At 66.6% G+C, this 19,090-nt stretch carries 17 protein-coding genes, 1 tRNA gene and 1 pseudogene; 9 read left to right on the top strand and 10 right to left on the bottom strand.

Going from position 1 to position 19,090, the window contains the following annotated elements; genetic code table 11:
* Positions 1-77: 77 nt before the first annotated feature.
* The 4 genes from DTA22_RS06735 to DTA22_RS06750 form a co-directional block, all read right to left on the bottom strand.
* Positions 78-3,035: a CHAT domain-containing protein gene (locus DTA22_RS06735; RefSeq protein WP_112298945.1), complete on the bottom strand. Its 2,958-nt coding sequence runs from the start codon at positions 3,033-3,035 to the stop codon at positions 78-80.
* A 12-nt stretch (positions 3,036-3,047) separates the two neighbouring features.
* Positions 3,048-4,448, bottom strand: a complete 1,401-nt coding sequence (locus DTA22_RS06740) for a lipase/acyltransferase domain-containing protein (protein WP_112298946.1) — start codon at positions 4,446-4,448, stop codon at positions 3,048-3,050.
* Positions 4,449-4,571: 123 nt separating this feature from the next.
* On the bottom strand, positions 4,572-5,141 hold the full coding sequence (gene dcd / locus DTA22_RS06745; RefSeq protein WP_005238072.1) for a dCTP deaminase: 570 nt from the start codon (positions 5,139-5,141) through the stop codon (positions 4,572-4,574).
* A gap of 9 nt (positions 5,142-5,150) precedes the next feature.
* On the bottom strand, positions 5,151-5,819 hold the full coding sequence (locus DTA22_RS06750; protein ID WP_037235467.1) for a TetR/AcrR family transcriptional regulator: 669 nt from the start codon (positions 5,817-5,819) through the stop codon (positions 5,151-5,153).
* A gap of 85 nt (positions 5,820-5,904) precedes the next feature.
* On the opposite strand from DTA22_RS06750, the gene DTA22_RS06755 reads away from it, so the two are divergent.
* From DTA22_RS06755 to DTA22_RS06770, 4 genes are all read left to right on the top strand, one after another.
* Positions 5,905-6,729, top strand: a complete 825-nt coding sequence (locus DTA22_RS06755; protein ID WP_112298947.1) for an oxygenase MpaB family protein — start codon at positions 5,905-5,907, stop codon at positions 6,727-6,729.
* A 96-nt stretch (positions 6,730-6,825) separates the two neighbouring features.
* Positions 6,826-6,899 (top strand) — tRNA-Gly (locus tag DTA22_RS06760).
* Positions 6,900-7,221: 322 nt separating this feature from the next.
* Positions 7,222-7,422 (top strand): hypothetical protein, encoded by a 201-nt coding sequence (locus DTA22_RS06765; protein WP_112298948.1) that lies wholly within the window; start codon positions 7,222-7,224, stop codon positions 7,420-7,422.
* Positions 7,423-7,692: 270 nt separating this feature from the next.
* Entirely contained in the window at positions 7,693-8,199 is a 507-nt protein-coding gene (locus tag DTA22_RS06770; protein ID WP_037235457.1) for a cupin domain-containing protein, read from the top strand.
* 245 nt (positions 8,200-8,444) lie between these two features.
* On the opposite strand, the gene DTA22_RS06775 is transcribed toward DTA22_RS06770, so the two are convergent.
* Positions 8,445-9,089, bottom strand: coding sequence for a maleylpyruvate isomerase family mycothiol-dependent enzyme (locus tag DTA22_RS06775; RefSeq protein WP_112298949.1), 645 nt, complete (start codon positions 9,087-9,089; stop codon positions 8,445-8,447).
* Positions 9,090-9,882: 793 nt separating this feature from the next.
* Between DTA22_RS06775 and DTA22_RS06780 the strand changes: the two genes are divergently transcribed.
* A complete protein-coding gene (locus DTA22_RS06780) occupies positions 9,883-10,305 on the top strand; it encodes a hypothetical protein (RefSeq protein WP_112298950.1) in 423 nt (140 codons plus the stop codon).
* A 295-nt stretch (positions 10,306-10,600) separates the two neighbouring features.
* Here DTA22_RS06780 and DTA22_RS06785 read toward each other — a convergent pair whose 3' ends face one another.
* The 3 genes from DTA22_RS06785 to DTA22_RS06800 all read right to left on the bottom strand — a co-directional run bounded on the left by DTA22_RS06785 (position 10,601) and on the right by DTA22_RS06800 (position 13,878).
* A complete protein-coding gene (locus DTA22_RS06785) occupies positions 10,601-10,885 on the bottom strand; it encodes a YciI family protein (protein WP_112298951.1) in 285 nt (94 codons plus the stop codon).
* A 506-nt stretch (positions 10,886-11,391) separates the two neighbouring features.
* Positions 11,392-12,639, bottom strand: coding sequence for an Nramp family divalent metal transporter (locus DTA22_RS06795; protein ID WP_409372690.1), 1,248 nt, complete (start codon positions 12,637-12,639; stop codon positions 11,392-11,394).
* Positions 12,640-12,939: 300 nt separating this feature from the next.
* The gene (locus DTA22_RS06800; RefSeq protein ID WP_037235446.1) at positions 12,940-13,878 is read right to left on the bottom strand and encodes a dihydrodipicolinate synthase family protein; all 939 of its coding nucleotides are present in this window, start codon (positions 13,876-13,878) and stop codon (positions 12,940-12,942) included.
* A 171-nt stretch (positions 13,879-14,049) separates the two neighbouring features.
* On the opposite strand from DTA22_RS06800, the gene DTA22_RS06805 reads away from it, so the two are divergent.
* Together DTA22_RS06805 and DTA22_RS06815 are read left to right on the top strand one after the other, a co-directional pair.
* The gene (locus DTA22_RS06805; protein WP_112298952.1) at positions 14,050-15,105 is read left to right on the top strand and encodes a LacI family DNA-binding transcriptional regulator; all 1,056 of its coding nucleotides are present in this window, start codon (positions 14,050-14,052) and stop codon (positions 15,103-15,105) included.
* A gap of 689 nt (positions 15,106-15,794) precedes the next feature.
* Positions 15,795-16,379: a hypothetical protein gene (locus DTA22_RS06815; protein ID WP_112298953.1), complete on the top strand. Its 585-nt coding sequence runs from the start codon at positions 15,795-15,797 to the stop codon at positions 16,377-16,379.
* 337 nt (positions 16,380-16,716) lie between these two features.
* Here DTA22_RS06815 and DTA22_RS06820 read toward each other — a convergent pair whose 3' ends face one another.
* Positions 16,717-16,977 (bottom strand): hypothetical protein, encoded by a 261-nt coding sequence (locus DTA22_RS06820; protein WP_128639686.1) that lies wholly within the window; start codon positions 16,975-16,977, stop codon positions 16,717-16,719.
* A gap of 435 nt (positions 16,978-17,412) precedes the next feature.
* On the opposite strand from DTA22_RS06820, the gene DTA22_RS35905 reads away from it, so the two are divergent.
* Together DTA22_RS35905 and DTA22_RS36465 are read left to right on the top strand one after the other, a co-directional pair.
* Positions 17,413-17,721, top strand: coding sequence for a hypothetical protein (locus DTA22_RS35905; RefSeq protein WP_128970046.1), 309 nt, complete (start codon positions 17,413-17,415; stop codon positions 17,719-17,721).
* 16 nt (positions 17,722-17,737) lie between these two features.
* Positions 17,738-17,815: pseudogene (locus tag DTA22_RS36465) on the top strand (hypothetical protein); the annotation flags it as partial.
* Here DTA22_RS36465 and DTA22_RS06830 read toward each other — a convergent pair.
* On the bottom strand, positions 17,816-19,072 hold the full coding sequence (locus DTA22_RS06830) for a PucR family transcriptional regulator (protein WP_112298955.1): 1,257 nt from the start codon (positions 19,070-19,072) through the stop codon (positions 17,816-17,818).
* Positions 19,073-19,090: the final 18 nt, after the last annotated feature.

Genomic DNA, 19,090 nt, shown 5'->3' on the forward strand with positions numbered 1-19,090 from the left:
GTCCTCACGTAGGTCGGGCGGCTCGTCCTGTGATTGCGAGCCTGCTCGTCGCGGGCACGTCGGTCATGCGTAGTGGGCTACTCGTTTCTCGGTCCGACCACGGTGTCGGCGCGTTCGTACTGTTCGACGCCGTTTCGGACGACCCGTCGGATGCGGTCGCCGTCGGCCACGAGGTCGTCGAGGAGCGGTACCGCCAGTTCCGGCCGGATGGGGGTTTCCGCGAGGAGCTGCCCGAGTTCGAGTGCGTCCGATCCGAGCGCGCCGACGATAACCTTCCGCCGCGCGGAATCCAGCGCCGCCTCGACGTCGAGTTGCTTCGCGGTGTCGCCCCGCGGGGCCGAGATCGGTGTCGCCGTCTCGACCAGCAGCGCCCGGACGTCCTGCGCCGTCAGGTCGCGGTCGGTCGCCCACACCAGCATCGCCGCGACAGCCACGTACAGCGCGGCGAACGTCGTGCCGTCCATCTCCGGTCGGTCGACGAGCTGCTCGCACGCTGTCCCGGTGATCGTCCGCGGCGCGTAGATGTCGGGTTTTCCCGCGTCGGGGAAGTACGGGGTTTCGTGGGTGAGCGTGCCGTCGTCCTCGACGGCTCCGACGGCGAATGCATCCGCACTCCACGCCGGATATGCCGGTTCGTCCGAGTGGTCGCCCGAGGCGATCACCAGCCTGCCGTCGCTCACCAGGCGCGCAATCACCGCATTCTGCGCATCCGAGGGCACCGCGTTGCCGTAGTCCAACACCAGGATGTCCGCGTCGGCCAGGGCACCCTCCTCCATCCACCGGCAGACGTCGCGCTCGGACGGGATACCGTCGCCGAAGGCCAGCTCCCCGGGAAGGAGTTCGGCCAGTGCCGATTCGCCCTCCCCCGTCTCTCCGGCTACTACCCGCCCAGGAACCCCGTGCTTGATGGCGCACTGCGTGACAGAGACGGCGATCTCCTCGCGTCGGCCCACCGTGAACGGACCCGCGACCGCCAACCGCAACGCGCGCCGCACCGGCGACGCTGCCGCCGCCTCCGCTTCGGGCACAGCGGTTTCGGCGCCGAAGAAGTCGGACCCGTTCGATACCTGGGGCGCCGCTTTCGCGGCGCCGACGCCGAGCTGCCCGACGAGGATCGGCAGGTCCCGCGGGTCGAACGTGCCGTTCCGGGCGGCGAGATCCGCCAACTGCTCCCACAGTTCCAGGTGCCGCACGTCCGCGTAGAGCCGAGACAGATCCTTCTCCGGATAGCGGGTCAGGGTCGGCAGATTGCGCCGGATCCATTGCCACACTTCAGGCCACGACAGGGCGTCGAGGCGGATCGTGCGCACCTCCGAGGGGCGAAGCGGTCGCGTCAGTTCGACGAGGTCCACGGTGGCCGCCACCGCGAGCCGTGCCTTGCTGCGCCGCTGCGTCAGCAGGACCAGCGCGTCGAGGAGGCCCGGGGCGCCGGGCGCGTCGCCGAGCAGCAGGTCACCGTCGTCGATGACGATCGCAACCGGGACTTCGGTGAGGTCGCCGAGAAGTCGCTCCCACCAGTCGCCTGCGCTGAATCTGCCCGGCCGGACGGTGCGCACCCCGACCTCGCGCATCAGCTCGTCGACGAGGCGAGCCAGTTCGCGGACCGGTTCGGGTTCCGCGAGCAGCCGTTTCGCGCTGATGTACAGATGGGCGATCTGCGGGTCGAGCTCGTCGAGCACCCGGTCGAGAAGCGAGGTCTTTCCCGTCGACGGCATTCCGACGACGTGCAGCAACCGCGCCGGCGTCTGCCCGGACAATACGTCCACCCCCTCGCGCAGCTCCGCGAGGCGGGAGATGAAACGAAGTTCGCCCTGGCGGATACCGAGCCGCAACCCGACCCGCCGGGTCGGCGGCTCCGGCCGCGCCCGCGCCTCCGGATCGATGATCGCGCCGGGCTCGCTACCCCCGACGAACAGGCACGGAACCGCCCAGTCGAGCAGCGGGTCACCGCTGTTCTCGTCGCCGTTGATCGCGAGCCGCGCCAGCCGCAACGCCTCGGCCACCGGCTGGCCTGCGGTCAGTGCCTGGTAGAAGAAGCGCGTCAGCAGTCGCTCCGTCCTGAACGGCAGCACTGCCTGCATCCCGATCACCATCGGGCACGCATCACGCACGCAGATGTCGGCGGACGACAGCGGCCCGGGCCAGGGATCGTCGTCGGCGGCACCGTCCGGCGCGCGTGCCGTCTCACACCCCGCGAACACCGCCAGCCGGAGGTCCGGGAGTTGCTGCAAGAGCAACGCGAATTCCTGGCTGGGCAGCAGCATCCCGCGACCGTTGCGCCGCTCCAGCTTGAGCCCGTCCGGATTGGCGTGGCCCAGATAGTGGAAGAGGTGAAAACCGCGTCTCTGCATGCCCATTCGACTGCGGAGCCGTTCGACTGATGGGCGGTCTTCGACCACGACGCGGAGCAGACCCCGGTCCACCAGGGGCCGCAATTCCGACAAGAGGCTACGTTTCTCGGCATACAGGTCGAACGGGGCCTCGGAATCCTCGGGGCCCTCCCGCAGGGGGCTCGACATCACCAGCAGGAGGTTGAGCGGCGGCTCGATCGGCGTCTGCCGCAGCGGGTAGGTGCGCGACCGTCCCGACCGCACCACGTGGACGTCGCGCGCCATGGCGAGGAACTGGTCGGGTCGTTGCGGATCCAGCAGCAACTCCCACGGCCAGGCGCACACTTCCTGCGGCGCGGCGAGGACGCGCACGAGGAGCTGGGTTCCCGTGGTCCGGGCCAACCCCCGGCTCTGCTGCAGCAGAGTGACGATGTCCGGGACCCCGAACACCAGATCCGTCAGCACCTGCCCGACGTCGAGCGCATGGGTTGCGGCGTCGGTGCGCGCGTGCCGGACGGTGTCGGTCAACCAGTCGGACGGTGTGTCGATCGTCTTCCCGGTGACGTCGTTCGGCAGTTTCCATTCCGGGATCGGCCGCCGCACCGCGAAGACCGAGCCCATCCGCGACTGCGCCGAGAGCCAGACGTGGTCGCCGGCCCGGAGAACGCTGATCTCCAGTGCCTCGAAACCGGGTGTCGGTCCCATGCGTCCGCGCTCCTAGACGTCCACGGACCGGGCGATCTCGTCGAGGTCGACCACACTCGCGACGTCGGTGACCGGGTGCACCCCGGGTGCGCGGACGGTGATCCGGTAGTCCTGGGCGGTCAGCCCGTCGAGGCTGGTCTGCTGCCAGCCGTCGGCGGTCGACGCCAGCGGGTGTTCCCGGCTCGGACCGCCGGCCATCGGCTCGACCGTCGCGAGAAGCCGGGCGCCCCCGGCACCGGTGCGCGCACGGATCACCAGCGGCTCGGCGGTCGTGACGTCGTCGACTTCCAGCGCGACCGATTCGTTCACCGCCGGAAACACGTTCGGGGGCGCGAGGATTGCGGTGTTCAGGATTCCGCCGACATGGTCGAGTACCGGGTCGTCGTTCTGGAGGGAGCCGTGCCGCTGGCTGAAGAAGGCCGCGTTCTTCCATCCCGTCATGAGTTCGTGCGGGGTGGACGACAATTTCGGCACGGTGCCGTCGCCGCCGCTCTCGCCGGGTCCGCGGACGGTCATCGTCTCGACCTTCGTCCCGGCGAGCCGGGCGGCCCACTTGGTGGGCTGGAAGTCGCCGATCACCGGCCGGATGTCGTAGCCCTCGTGTCCCGAATCCAGCCGTGCGGTGACGGCGTCGCGCAGGTTCCGGTGCAGGCGCACCGCCGCACTCATCCGGCCGGCGTCCAGACCCGTCCCCGACCAGTCGAGCGTCTCGTCGTCGAGCGCGAGCCACGACCCGTCGTCGCCCGCCATGCACCGATACGAGGGCAGCAACTGGTAGGCGGACGTGAACGACCGGATCAGCGCACTGAGGTCGACGGTGAACGGACCCCAGCCCTTGCGGAACCCGTTGACGAGGAAGTCGAGCGCGTTGACCGAGCCCGAGTACGGGGTGCCGAACGTGACGAGGGTGCGGGTGTCACGCCACCCGTCCAGGAATTCGAGGAACAGTCGAGCGACGATTCCGCCCATGGAGTGGCACACCAGCACGAGCTTCGCGTCCGCGTTCCCCGACTTCTCGCGCCACCGCGTCAGCCACTCGTGGGTCCGGCGGGCCAGGGCGCGGGCCGCCACCCGGTTGTCGCGCCGCCAGTCGTAGGGGAACTCGAAATAGTTGTCGCCGGGAATCACCCCGAATCGGCGGACGACGTCGTCACGGAATTTCGTGTACCCGTCGATCTTCCAGTCCAGCCCGGGAACGAAGTGGAAGTCCGGGACCAGGCGGGTGGCCACGACGCCGTCGCCCAGGTCGTCGACGTCCGGATCGTCGCCGTCGAGCTTCAGGCGTTTGATGTTCCCGCCCAGCGACAGCACGCCCGCCAGCGCGACGCCCGGAGTCGGTGCCCATACGTCCTTGCCGTCACGAGCGAGGACCGACCCGCCGATGCCGGGCAACAACACGACTACGTCTTTCATGGCGGCCTCCGGGATCGAACGCCCAGGAGAGGGCGGCTTCGAATCCCAGTCTTCTCTCACCCGCCGCAATACACACGAGTAGCGGACCACTCGGTTTGCAACTTTTTCGTCGGGCCGCGGGGCTCAGCTCTGCGCGAAGTTGAGGTAGGCCTTCGACGGCGTCGGGCCGCGCTGGCCCTGGTACTTGGAGCCGACGGCGGAGCTGCCGTACGGGTGCTCCGCCGCGCTCGACAGCCGCAGCAGGCACAGCTGGCCGATCTTCATGCCCGGCCACAGGGTGATGGGCAGGTTCGCGACGTTGGAGAGTTCCAGGGTGATGTGCCCGTTGAAGCCGGGGTCGATGAACCCGGCCGTGGAGTGCGTCAGCAGTCCGAGGCGGCCGAGCGAGGACTTGCCCTCGAGGCGTCCCGCCAGGTCGTCGGGCAGCGAACACACCTCCAGCGTGGAGCCGAGGACGAACTCACCCGGGTGCAGGACGAACGGCTCCCCCTCGGCCGGCTCGACCAGCGTCGTCAGCTCGTCCTGCCGCTGAGCTGGGTCGATGTGCGTGTAGCGGGTGTTGTTGAACACCCGGAACAGGCTGTCGAGGCGCACATCCACGCTCGAGGGCTGGACCATCGAATCGTCGAACGGGTCGATGCCCAGACGTCCAGCGGAAATTTCGGCACGGAGATCGCGATCGGAGAGGAGCACACGTAGAGGTTAACGGGTGTGGATGGCCATCGAGAGCAGCAGTTCGGTGCAGGTGTCCACCAGCTCCTCCTCGGGGAGGGTCACGGTGCCGTTCAACCACGCCGTCAGGGTCTGCGCCAGGCCCCCGACCATGAAGTGCGCGGCCAGGTCGAGGCGCGGGCTCTCGGCCACCTCGTAGTACCCGACCGTCTGCTTCGTGACGAGGCCCGCGAACAGCCGCGAACTGTCGAGGCGGCGCTGCGCCAGCACCGCGCTCGACTGCGCCACCGAGAACATGAGACGACCCTGGCGTGGATCCTCGGCGACCTCGCGCACGATGTTGCGGACTCCGGCGCGCACGATGTCGCGTTCACCCGGCCCGGCGTTCGACACGGCGTCGAGGGTGCTGGTGGCGATCCGGTCCACGACGTGGTCGTAGACGGCGACGGTGAGCGCGTCGCGGTCGGTGAAGCTCTCGTAGAAGTAGCGGGTGGCGAGTCCGGCCTGCTTGCAGACTCCGCGCACGGTCAAGGCGTGGTCGCCGTCCGCGCTGCCCAACAGGTCGAGTCCGGCCTCGATGAGCTGGCCGCGTCGTTCTGATTTGCGCTGGTCACGCTCCTGGCCGCCATAGACGCGCCCACCGTCGCTCGTCGAGTTTCCGACGTTCGCGTTCACCGGTGCGGTAGCCATGCGCACCATCTTTCCACCGGACTCTGGACGGCGAACATATATGTGAGTACGGTCGTGTTCAGATAGCGAATCCGTGGTGGGGAGAGGGAACAAAATGTCGACGTCACTCGAAGTACCGGACCGTCTCGATCAGGTCATGGACGGCGCCGGACTACTGGCAGGCGCCGCGAACATCATCATGCAGCTCGCCCATCCCGGGGTCGGGTACGGCGTGTACGAGAGCAAGGTCGAGAGCGGCCAGCTGTTCAGGCACCCGATCAAGCGGACCCGTACCACGCTGACCTACCTCGTGGTCGCGGCCCGCGGCAGCGACGAAGAGAAGGCGGCGTTCCGCAAGGGCGTCAACCGTGCCCACGCCAAGGTGCGCTCCACCCCCGACAGCCCCGTCCAGTACAACGCGTTCGACCCCGAACTGCAGCTGTGGGTAGCCGCCTGCATCTACCGCGGGTTCGAAGACGTCAACCGCGCCCTGCACGGCGACCTCTCCCCCACAGCCGCCGAGTTCTTCTACAAGGAAGGCGCCACGTTCGGCACCACCCTCCAGGTACCCCCGGAGATGTGGCCCGAAGACCGCGTCGCGTTCGACGAGTACTGGAACAAGGCCCTCGACAAGGTGTCCATCGACGACACCATCCGCGAACACGTCCTCTCCATCGCGCGCCTCGAATTCCTGCCCGCCATCGTCTCCCGCCTGTTCGGCCGGCTCAACATGTTCTTCACCAACGGCTTCCTCCCCCAGCAGTTCCGCGACGAAATGCACCTCACGTGGACCGACAAAGACCAGAAGCGCTTCGACCGGACCCTGCGCACCATCGGTGCCGTCAGCAGGCGCATCCCCGTCCGCATCCGGGAGTTCCCCTACAACCTGCTCATGTTCGATCTGCGACGCCGAATGAAGGCCGGCAAACCGCTCGTATGACACACCGCGAGTGTGCCCGGGTAGTCCGGATCACCATCTGATAATGTTTCCGCCGCAGGGTGTTGGGCCTGCCTAAGGGCGCCCAATATCGTGCGCGCCGATGTAGTTCAATGGCAGAACATCAGCTTCCCAAGCTGAATACGCGGGTTCGATTCCCGTCATCGGCTCCACCCACCACCCACCGTCCGAGATGGCAGACACCCTGGCGGTCGCTGTCGAGAGCAGTCTCTTCGACGCAGGAAGCGGCTTCCTGACGGTCCGTACCGGTGTCGCGTACGACCCGTTCTCGATCGGCGTGGAAATACTTCGCGACCAACCTGACAGCACGTTGTTGAGGAGTGGGAGAACGTTGCCGAGTGCACCATCAACGCCTCCACATTGTGTGATGACCCTGCAGGGCGACCCAGTGGAGGACTCACCGATCTGACAGTCGTCGAGCCGGGTCGGTACCGGGTACGGGTGCACGCCCGAGGCCGTGATGCGAACTGGGACATGAACGTTGGACAGCCTGTCGACCCCGTATTTGGCGCACTGAACGCGCTCATCTATGGCTTTGACCCCGACCCCGCAGTCGCCGCGTTCCTCGCCCTCCACGGCACGCTGCTTGTGTACGGGCCACTGTGGAAGGATCTGGTCAGCGAACTCGAAGCTGCCTTCCCGCGAATCGCCACGTGGACCATCGAAGGGTCCTAGCGCCTACCGGAGCACCGGATTCCTCAATCGGCATCATGGGTACGAGTCAGCGTCACGTGCTCCTCGGCATCACTGCCGGACCTTGCGATCAGTGCCGGTAATGGCCGCCACGACCATCCTCGAATTCTTGCATCGCCTGCGCACCGATCACGGAGCCAGGATTATCGATCGGCTATGCGCCGGAACGTTGACAATGCCGGCACCGTCGGCGAAAAGTTGAGCAGAGACCTTGTGACCCGATCTGTCAACGTCGGTGAGTAGGTGAGAAGCGTGAGCGAGATCGATCCCCCACCGCTGGTCGTCGTACCGCCGGGGACCGGGCAGACCGGTGACCTGGGCCCGATCGGGGTCGAATTCAAGCTATGGGGCCGTGACACCGGTGGGGTGTTGTCGGTCGTCGAGCACCCGTTCCCGGTCGGTGCGCTGGTCCCGCCACATCTACATACGCGGGAGGACGAATTCTCGATAGTTACCCAGGGTGCGATCGGATTCCGCTCCGGCGACCGGGAAGCCGTTCTCGAATCCGGCGGATACATCACAAAACCCCGGGGTGAGATGCACACCATGTGGAACGCCGGCACCGTCCCGGCGCGCATGATCGAGATCATCAGTCCGGCCGGCTTCGAACATTGCTTCCTGGAAGTGTCCGAACTGATCGCCGCCGGCGAGCGGGATATCGCCGAGATCGCCGCAATTGCCGAGCGCTACGGTCTGCAATTCGGCGAACCCGACTGGTTGCCCGACGTGATCGCCCGATACAACCTCACACCGCCGTGACACCCGCTTAATCGTCGACGCTATGTGCCCGGTTCACTGGTCGAGGCTGCTCAGCCCGGGCAGTCGGTGAGCCGAAGACAGTCCTGCATGCCGCGTGGGCCGAGGATGTGGGCATGGGCAGATCATCCACGAGTACATGCCCGCTGCACGATCCGCTTACGGAACGAGGGGCCGACTGGCCGGCATGCGGTGCGACGCCACTTCGTCCCGGTGCAGGTTCCGTCAGCGGACGATCTCAAGCGCAGTCAGGTTGTGCAGCGGTCCCGCAGTGTCGGCACGCCCGGCCCGGTGAGGTCATCACAGTAGGCACCGCGACCGGCCATGGCCATCGTGAGCGCCAGGGTCGTGCCGCTGACCATCGGGCCGGCTCCCGTCGTGAAGGGCCCGTCGGTCGCTTCGAGACGAAGACCTGCGATGGTGCTGCGGCCGGCCACGGTGAAGTCCCGCCGGGCGTAGAAGCGGGCAACCTCGGTGACCGTCTCGACGGCGGGCGTGCGCGCGAACCCGAGCGGCCGCCGGATGTCCTGGGCATGCACCACCACCTCACCAAGCCACGCCGCGGTGGGACCCGGCGCCGACGTCGTGCTGGTGACGACCCGCTGGAACCACTCGAGAGTCTCGGCGGGGGTCGCGCCTCGGTACTCGGCCAGACGTCGGTCGTTGTGCAGGTCAAAGTCGAACCGTGCCCCCAGGACACTGCCAAACCAACGAAGCGCACCGATACTCGCCGCCGCCGTGAGGTGAGCAACGACCTCCTCTACCACCCACCGTCCGCACAGCGACTGCTGTGCCCACTGCGCCTCGTGAAGACCAGCGAGGTCATCGGCAAGAGCGGCGCGTTCGGTTGCGGCCGCAGACCATAGGGTGGCGCGAGTGAGGGAATTGCGCACGGCGACCTCCAGGTTGAACGGCTGACATCAATGGAGACTGCGCGCGAGCGCGAGAATCATCGGTCGATCGGTATCCAAGGTAGCGAGTGCATCCGCCGCCGTTGCCGGAGAGACCGGTGTCCGGCTACTGCCCAGCAGCCACCCGGCGTCTGAACACAGTCGATGGTGCCCCTCCCGTCTTCTCACTTCCAGAACCGGACAACGCCCCGTGAAGTCATCTCCCGATGATGCAGGAGGTTGCGCCGGTCAGCGATCGCTGACCGGTCGACGCCATTCGGGGGTGTTGGGCGCGGCGACGTCTTTGTCCACGCGCGGACAGGTGTGACCTGTACTAATGATGTCGGAGGATGGGCAGACAACCTCTAGCGTCAGTTGAGCGAAGGGATGTCGTGCATGTTGAGCCGACCGAGACGAAGCGGCATGAGAACCCTCGCAGCGAGCGTCCTGTGTGTGCTCTCTGCATCAACGACAGTCGGCTGCTCAGCCGACGAGGCGCGGACGCCGTCCGGTGGAGTTGTCACGCCCGAGTCGCGCGTAGGAGGGAGCGGCGAATGAGGCATTCGGCGCGGAGGTGCTCACGCTCTCGGTAGAGGCCAAGAGTGCGGATACGCGTTGGTCCGGCGATGGACTCGTATCCCTACCGGACGGTCGATTTCGGTTCGAGGTCGGTGAAGCGCAACCGCAAGCCAAGTTTGAGATCGGGACCGTGGTCGGCCTTGGAGGAGAAGGTACAGAAAGCGCGGTAAGCGAGACTGGCGGTGGATCCACCGGTAGCGCCGGACAGCGGTGTTGGATGAACCCCCATGCGCCGGTTGGCTACTTCACCGGCACCATTAGCGTCGAAGAAACATTGCGGGTCACCGGCGCAGTCGTCGAGAGTCTGCGCGACGAGATCAAGCAGGTCCAGGTCCGGTCGACCGACACCTTCGAGGTTGAACTCAAAGACTCGGCAGCACTGCCTGAGGATGAGTTCGCGGGCACACCAGACCGGGTTTGGGGGGATCGCTGGATCCTTGGCCGGCTAGATGGCCCGATTGCAGTCGAGCTCGCCGACGGGGGTTCGTTACGCTCGCTGGAGTTCGAGTTCGGGCCCGATGACCCCTATTCCTTGTTCGGGGAGCAGCATTCGATCGACCGCGTAACGATCAATGCCCGCTTTGCGCCAGCCGACGCCGAAATCGTCCTCGATCCACCGGCCTGCCAATCGATCGAGTGATCGCTTCGCGGCGGAGGTTATCGATCCACAACGACAGATCTACGCAGGCCGGCGGCAAATGCAGCCTTTCCGCAAGCCGAACCATCACCGGGACGCGAACGTCGCCGCGCCCAGCGCGCACCCGGAAGGGTCTGTGCTCGTCCCGATCGAGGATCCGCTTACGGAACGAGGGCCGACTTCCGCCGGCATGCGCGGGGCGCCACTTCGTTCCGGTGCAGGTTTGCTTGCCGGAACGCCGATAGCCCGGCGAGGCGAATTGTGCAATTCGCTGAGTGGGCATGGATGTCCCTCTGGCTCAGCGGGTGACCCGACCCAAGACCGGGGTCCATTCGATGATTCGGTGCTGCGGTACGAGTCCATGGATCGCGAAGGGGTCGTTCGCGAAGAGATGCTCGACGACCTCTGCATTGTCGGCATCGACGATGATGAACGCCCCTGAGTCGTCGGCGAAGGGGCCGCAGGTGATCACGGTCCGCTGGTCGACGAGGTCTGCGAGCCAGGCGCGGTGAGCGGTTCGGTGTTGGCCGCGCCCCTCGGCGGTCTCGGCAGAGTAGGTGTATTCGATGACGAAGACCGGCATATGCTCGCTTCCTGGAATGGATGTGACGGTTTCCGCAAGACCCGACCAATGAATTCGGATGGGCCCGGGTCGCGATTCGGTTTCAGGCGAGGTGGTTCGTTCCACCCGGACGCGGGTGTGACCGGGAGAAGGGTCAGCCGCCGTAGGCCAGGTCTTTGGCCGAACGGGTTCCGCTGACGTGGTAGTGATGCGGTGCGCACAAGGACATGGGATCGGCGATCGGATTCGGTGGTGCCGCACCAGATTCCGAACGGCTCGCCGACGATCTGGGCGTGGTTGCGGCAGGCAGCGTGCAGTTGCCAGTCCCAGAGGTCGGCCAGCGGTGCATACAGGTGGGTGGACAGGGTCGTGTTCAGCATGGACTACTACCCAACCGGTCGGAGGTGCGGCCGGTCGATGAATCGGAGCTGCGGTGTGGAACCGCGCGGCCGGCGAGAGCGGTGGTCGACACACCGCATTCGCAGTGTGTCGACCAGGGCCGGGCTCGGTGGGTGGCTGCGTCGTTGTCAGCCGAGCAGTTCGTAGATCAGCAGGCCGGAGAGCGACAGGATGGATACGAAGCCGAGGGCGCCGATGACGTTCTTCCACCAGGTGTTCCGGAGGTTGCCCATCAGCTGGGTGTTGTTGCTCATCACGAACAGCAGGAACCCGAGGAAGGGTGCGATGAGCACGGTGAGGGCTTGGGCGAAGATAATCAGTTGCACCGGTGACTTGGTGAACAGGATCGTGATCACGAGGCCGAAGGCGAGGATCGCGGCGCTGGTGCGTTTGGCGGTCGGGGTGCTGGGCGACGGGCCTTTGCCGAGTCCGTCGGAGAGCATGGTGCCGCCGGCGGTGGCGTTGGCGACCATGGCAGAGAATGCGGCACCCGAGAGGCCGAGTGCGAAGATCGTCGATCCGACCGGTCCGGCGATGGGTTCGAAGATCCTGGCCAGCCCGGCGAGGGTGGTGGCTTCGGCGTTCTGCCGGCCGAGGACGGCGGCGGCGACGATGATGACGAGGGAAGTCATGATGCCCGGGGCCACGATCCCGGGGATGGTGTCGGCGACAGTCGTTTGGCGGTATTCGGCTGCGGTGCGGTTGCGTTCGTGTGTTCCGTAGGAAGTGAAGAACGCGGCGTTGAGGGAGAAGTTGGTGCCGACCAGGGCGACGACGAGCAGTTGCCCGCCGGGTGGGATGGAGGGGACGAGTCCGTTCACGGCCTGGAACCAGTCGGGTTGGGCGATGACGGCACTGAAGATGAAGGTGGCGGCCAGGAGTGCGACGATGACCAGCAGGACGCGTTCGACGGTGCGGTAGACGTTGCGGAACAGTAGGATCAGGCCGACGAAGACGGTGCAGACCGCGGACCAGATGAGCGGGGAGCCGCCGAACACCATGGACAGGCCGAGCCCGGAGCCGACGGCGTTGCCGACGGAGAAACACAGGGTGATGATGAAGACGCCGATCCCGGCGGCGGTTCCGACGCGGCGACCGAGGATGTCCTTGACGGAGCTGATCATCGACACGGGTGTGCGGATGCCGAGGCGAACACTCATGTCGGCGTAGACGAGCATGAAGATCGTCGACAGGGCGATGACCCAGATCAGCGAGTAGCTGTATTCGCTGCCGGCTTGGACGGCGCTGGCGAGATTTCCGGGCCCGAACTGCCATGCCCCGGCGATGAACGCCGGCCCCGCCATCGCCAGGGTCCGGACGAAGGTGCGTTGCGACCAGCGAGAGCCGGCCGGTGGTCGGGGTGCGCCTGCGACCACTGATGTGCCTCCGGCGGAATCGGCTGATGTGCTCATCGATGAGCCTACTTTCTGGTGTTCGAGCCGCCGATGCGGAGTGAGGCGCCGAGGATAGACGGCGCCGCCGGCTCGAAGGGGGAAGTACGGCGACCACGGCCGCGGCGGGCCGGAAGTGGCCCGGGACTACTCGGGGGTGGTGCCGCCGCCCGGCCCGGGGGGTGTGCGGGCCGGGCGGCGGGACCAGCGCGCGGTGCTCAGATACCGCACGCAACGGACTCTCTTACAGAATCCGGATCCTGAACCGGCGAGGGGTGGGCCGGGTCAAGCGGGAACGGTGACCGAGGACAGCCCGGCCGACTGCAGAGCGGCGGCGATCTCGGCACCCGCGCCCTCTGCCAGCGGCAGCAACGGCGGACGCACGGTGGCATGCTCGAGGATGCCGCGGGCGACCAGGCCTTCCTTGAGGGCGACGGTGCCTTCCATGTGCGAGCCGCGGTGGTAGACGTTGGCCGTCACCGGCAGCAGACGGTCGTGGATCGCGCGGGCGGCGGAGTAGTCCTTGGCCTTGCCGGCGGCGATGAGCTCGACCAGCGGCTCGGGAGCGAGTCCGCCGTAGCCGACGAGCAGGCCGTCGACGTCGAACACCGTGTGCAGCAGGTACTCGTCGTGGCAGCTCAGGATCTGCAGGTCGGGGTTCTCGCGACGCAGGACCGGGATCTCCCGGTCCCAGCGGCGCATGTTCCGCACCCCGTTCTTGGTGGCGAACACGCCGGGCTGGGCGGCGATCTCGAGCTGGGTGTCCAGGTTGTAGGTGGCCTTGGTGACGTCCGGGTACTGGAACAGGATCAGCGGCAGACCGGAGCCTTCGTAGATGGCCTTGTACCGATCCTGCGGTGCGCCGTCCTGGTAGCCGAACCGCAGCCACCCGTGCGACGGGTACACCAGACCGGCGGAGGCGCCGGCGTCCACGGCGCGCTGGGCTTCTTCCACCGAGACGGCGGTGCCCTCGCCGGTGATGCCGGCGATGATCGGCAGCCGGCCGTCGACGGAGTCCTTGAACGCGGCGATGACGCGGACCTGTTCGTCCTGGGTGAGGAAGGTGCCCTCACCGGCGTGGCCGAGGACGACCAGGCCCTTGACGCCGTCGACACTGCCGAGCCACGAGCCGAGGCGCTGGATGGCGTCGTAGTCGACGGCGCCGTCCCGGGTGAACGGGGTCACCGGTGCCGGGGTGAGGCCGCGGAGGTCGAGTGTGCTCATGGGGTGCTCTTTCCCTCGAAGAATCTGTGCAAACGTTCCCGGGAACGTTCCCGTGAACGATTTCATCGTGCGCTACGATCGGTAACTGTGTCAAGGGTCACCACGGAGGACGCGGTGATCAGGCCTTCTCAGTGGGTCGACAGACCACCGAAGGCGGTAGAGAGGAAGGCCATGGAAGCGAACGGGAGCGCGCAGCGGATGCGGGAAAAGAGCAGGGTGGTCACGCTGCGGGAAGTCGCGGAGGCAGCCGGCGTGAGCACCTCGACCGTGAGCCGGGTGCTCGACGATCGGGTACCGCCCTCGCGGTCGGCCACCGCCGAACGGGTGCGCGCGGTCGCCGATCAACTCGGCTACCGGCGCAACACCTTCGCCTCCAGCCTGCGGCGCGGCCAGACTGCGACCATCGGAGTGCTCGTCCCGCGGTTGAGCGACACCGTTATGGCGTTGATGTTCGAGGCCATCAGCCGTGCCGCGACCCGGCTCGGTTACTTCACCGTCGTCGCGACGACCGGTGACGACCCCACCGACGAAGGCGAGGCGGCACGCACTCTCCTCGCCCGCAACGTCGACGGCCTGATTATCGCCTCCAGCCTCCGCGAGGATCCGCTACCGCGCGAGCTTCGCGAGCAGGGGGTGCCACACGCACTCGTCCTGCGCACCGACGGCATCAGCCCGTCCTCGATCGGCGACGACGAAGCCGGCGGCTACCTCGCTACCCGGCACCTGATCGACCTCGGGCACACCGACATCGCCGTGCTGTCCGGTCCGCTCTTCACCTCCACCGCCACCGGACGCCTCGCCGGAGCGCGGCGGGCTCTGCAGGAGGCAGGAATCGCGGTCAACCCGGACCGGCTCATCGAAACCACCTTCGGCATCGAAAGCGGCGAAGAAGCCGGACGCCGACTCTTCAACTCCTCCACCCCGCCCACCGCGGTCTTCGCGGCCAACGACAACCTCGCGCTCGGCGTCATCGCGGCCGCCCATCAACGGTCCCTATCCGTCGGCGGCGACATCGCACTGGTCGGGTACAACGACATCCCCCTCGCACATCTACTTCCCGTCCCGCTGACCTCGGTGCGCACCCCGTTCGACCAGATCGCCGCCACCGCCCTCGATCTCATGCTCGAACCCGCCCTCGTCGACAACCCGATCAGGCGTGCCCTCCCGACCCTGATCCCCCGACGTTCATCCGGAACACACCGAACCCCAGTCGGTTCACCACACTGAGAAAGCGGTACAGGTCGCAACTTCTCAACTACTCTCGATCGGCTCGCACCAGACTTCGGCCATTTGTTCCACCGCACCGCGGATTGATGACCGAACAGCTGGCCCGTTCACGGATCCGCTTGCGGGGCATCGAGGCGACGTCGAGTCGCGGCGTTAGCACCGATGTCGTTCAGTTCATCGCGTCTAGAGCGTGTCGGAAAATGTGTCGCCCCAAGGCGTCTTCAGCACTGCCCTTATCCCGCTGCGGCAGGACCACGTCCTGACGTCCCCGGACGCGGGATAGCTCGCTGGAACGTCGCGACGATTGATCCAAGGACCGCCAAGGGAACAGCGAAGAGAAGCAATCCCCAGTAAGAGGTATACGCCCAATTCACCAACCCGGCGATCGCCAAACCGACGAGTGCCGCGACGGCAAACCAGGAAACCCACTTTTCGCATTGCTAATGCCGCCACCACAGGCGGTGCCGCGAGTAACAGTCGCAGACCGAACAGCGGCCATACCCCCAGGACATGGACGATACGGTCATCACACCGCAAAAAGGATCGGCTTCGCCGATCTTCCGGCACTCCAACGACACCTCAGCCATTGACGCCGAGGTCCCGACATCCCCAGTGAACACCAACGCAGCCACAGCTAAGGCTCACCCGGAATGCCGGGCTCTGCCGATGCTGCGGGTTACGGTCTGCCGGTGAATCTCGATCTCGTTGATCGGTGTGGCCCGATCGTCGCCGCCCTGATCGGCGGTGTGCTCGCTGGCCTCGCTCTCCGCGAATCGGAGGTACTCGACCACACCATCGCTGCGAAGGACGGCCTGAGCGGGGTGCTGGTCAGTCCGCAGTGGGCCGGAACTATCGCAGCAGTCGTTGCCGTCGCCGTGCTGACGGTGCTGCTGCGGTTGCGTTCCGGGATCGGCGCAGCCGCCACCGCGCTCGTGGGCGCCGCAGCGATCGGCCTGCCTGCTGTTGTGGCGGTGACGACCGAACCGGCCCTGGCCCTGAACGCGGTGGGTGCCGGCCTGATGCTCGGTGCGGCGGCGTACCCGGCTGCGGGGCGGCGGGCTCCACTGATTGCTCTGGCTCTCGGGGTGCTGGCGGCGACCGTGTTCTTCGGTGTGGCCCGCTTGTGGCGGGTTCCGGCGCAACGATGGTCGGTCACCCTGCCCGCCACCGAACCACCGCCCACCACCCTGCCCGACGAGACCGAAACACCACCGGCACCGACAGCGCCATCGACGCCGTCGGACCCAGACGCGCAGGGTCTCACCCCACCCTGAACTCGCCCAGGCCTCGTTCCAGACGAAATGGCAGGACACAACAGCAACGCACTCGCCCCAGACACACCCACCTTGTGAGATGAAATCTGGCAGTGCCAGGTCAGGTAGTGACCCGTCATCAATAACGACTGCACACCCGTGTCCGTCGCACACCAGTTTCGCTGGCGGGGGCTTCTTTGTCGGATAACTGGATCCGACGGAGGAGGACCACCTGCCACCACATCGGCCCCACTGTCGCCCTACCCCATGTCACTCATGGTTTTGTGCGCACTCGGCGGCGATATTTTCAGTTATCGCACCGTAGTTGACGATCCCCTGTGTCGGGATCACTACTCCGTCAGTCGATTTCGGTGCAGTCGAGGATAGCGAGCAGGTCGGCGAGAATTCTGTCGGCTTCGTCTTCGATGCCGTCGAGGATGTCCTCGAGGTGGACGTGGGCGTTGCGGCGGGCGGCGATGCCGCGGTCGTAGTAGCCCTGGTCGAGTTCGACATCGACCACGACCGGCACCGGCGCGTTCTCGTGTGAGGGCGTCGCGGACGGCCTGACCGGAGGCCGCTTGTGTACCGGTGCTTGTCCGGCCAACTTCGCGATCGTCACGCTTTTTCCGACCCTCAGTGCACGAAATCCGTAGGCCGAGGCACTCTGACCGCACTCTGCAGAGCACAACAGTGTGCCAGCCTGCTGGTTTATGAAGGCGCTGCGTAAATGTTTTTTACAGCAGTCACCCACAGACCGGCAGCGACCTATGGACTCTTCGCCAGCGGAGGTCTTCAGGTCCGCCAGTGGGACTGACGGTGAAGCACTCACTCCACTCCCCCGCCGGCACTGCGCCCACCAGAACGATCTGCAGCAACCATCCGTTCGCCTGGAGTGCGCGACCGTGCCTGCAGCAGGTTGAATCAGGTGTGATTGGAGGCCCCTCTTACGTGTGATTACCGAACCGTCAGTTCGTCTACCTACCAAGGCCCGCACTGTTGCTCGCCATAGGTGAACACCCCTCCACCCACCACCACTCCACCATCCATCCGTGGGGTGTTCACCTATCAGGATCGCGATCGGCCTTTCCGTGATTTTGACCCCACACCCTCGCGCCCGCGCTTCCTTGTCGAACATGTCGCTGCGACGCCGTGGTCGGTGTTATTGATTCGAATGATTTCGGCGGAGGGCGTAGTCAGCGGCGACCGTCAGGGCAGATTGGCCCGCACCATCGCGCAGGCGACCGCGTACCTCGCAGTTCGGGCCGTGCACGGACGGCTCAACGTGTCTACCTTGAAGCGGTTCGTCGTCCGCGAGATCTACCACGCCATCCGCGCGGATTTCGAGGCCGCGCACACCACTTGACGAACATAGGAGCATCTGGTTGCTGCAGCGCCGCAAGCGTGCCGAGCGGGCGCTGACCTCGGTGGTCGCCACCTGCTGGGTATCCCTAGGCGTGCTACGACTGGTCCGGTGGACCGGTGGACCGCAGCCGTTCGACGGTCAGTGCCGCGGACAGCGCGGTGATGCCGGCGAGGGTGAACGGGCTGTGCGGTGAGATCTCGGCGATTCGGTTCAGCCGGTTGTTCACCGTGTTCGGGTGCACGCCCAGGCGGCGCGCGGTGCGTTGCCGGTCGAGGTCGCAGTCGAAGTAGGTCTGCAGGGTGGTGCGCAGTTCGTCGTGGCTCAGCACCGGTTCCACACCGGCCACCAGGTGGTCGACGCCGGGGCCGGGCCGGCTCAATTGGTGGGCCATGAACACGTCGGAGAGTCGATACAGGCGGGGACTCCGGTCCAGGGCGCGCACCAGATCGAGAACCTCGTCGGCCTGTCGGGCGGCGGCGGTCACCCCGCCGATCGGGATGTCCTCCACCACCGCAGCGGTGATCGCGGAGCCGGCAGCGGATTCCAAGGCGGCGACAAACCGGTCCAGTCGTTCGGCGCTCCGCGCGGCATCGAGGGACCGCGGCACGAGCACGTAGCCTCCGATCCGGTCGAGCATTGACAGCGTCGCGGGACCTCCACCGGTGCGCAACAGGGCCAGCATGCGGTGCAGGCGACGCCGCTCTGCCACCTCCCGCGCCTCCGCATCGCGGCCGTCGTGGGCGACGGATCCGAGGCGCACCGCGAGGACGTCGTAGCACTCTGCGAGGGCGATGTTCAGCCGCTCCGCGTCCGCCCGCGGATCCTGGCCGAGCAGCAGTAGGCGCGCGATCAGGGGTACGGCTCCGGACCGTTCCTCGGTGAGGGTTTCCTGTTCCCCCTGATACGCGGTGACCATCTCAGCGAGGAATATCTCTTGCAGGCGCATTATCGCGCGCCCGATCCAGGTCAACGCTTTCGTCTCGTCTGTGTTCGCGATACACCCGGACTCCTCGAAGAATTCCTGGAAGCCGTGCTGCCAGATATGGAGCAGCAGTGTCAGCGGTACACCTTCGCGGGCCCGTTGGGCAGCGCGGTCGCGGAGCATGGCGAGCTCGTTCTCGCCGGGGGTACTGCCGGTCCGCAGGCTAGCCAGCACTAGTGGGAAGGAGCGGCGCGCGATCGCCGGCATCTCGGCGTCGACGATCTCGGGCGGGAACAGCATGGTGGTCACCGCGGTCCGGGTGGTGCGTAGCGAGACATCGGCGATCCGGCCGCCCAACTCGCTGAGGATCCGGTCGACACCGTCGGGGCGCGGGCCGGGGCCGGCGATGTTGTGCTGGTAATGCTTCATCCTATGATTGTGCTACTG

The sequence above is a fragment of the Rhodococcus wratislaviensis genome (genome assembly GCF_900455735.1).
Classification (GTDB): Bacteria; Actinomycetota; Actinomycetes; order Mycobacteriales; family Mycobacteriaceae; genus Rhodococcus_F; species Rhodococcus_F wratislaviensis.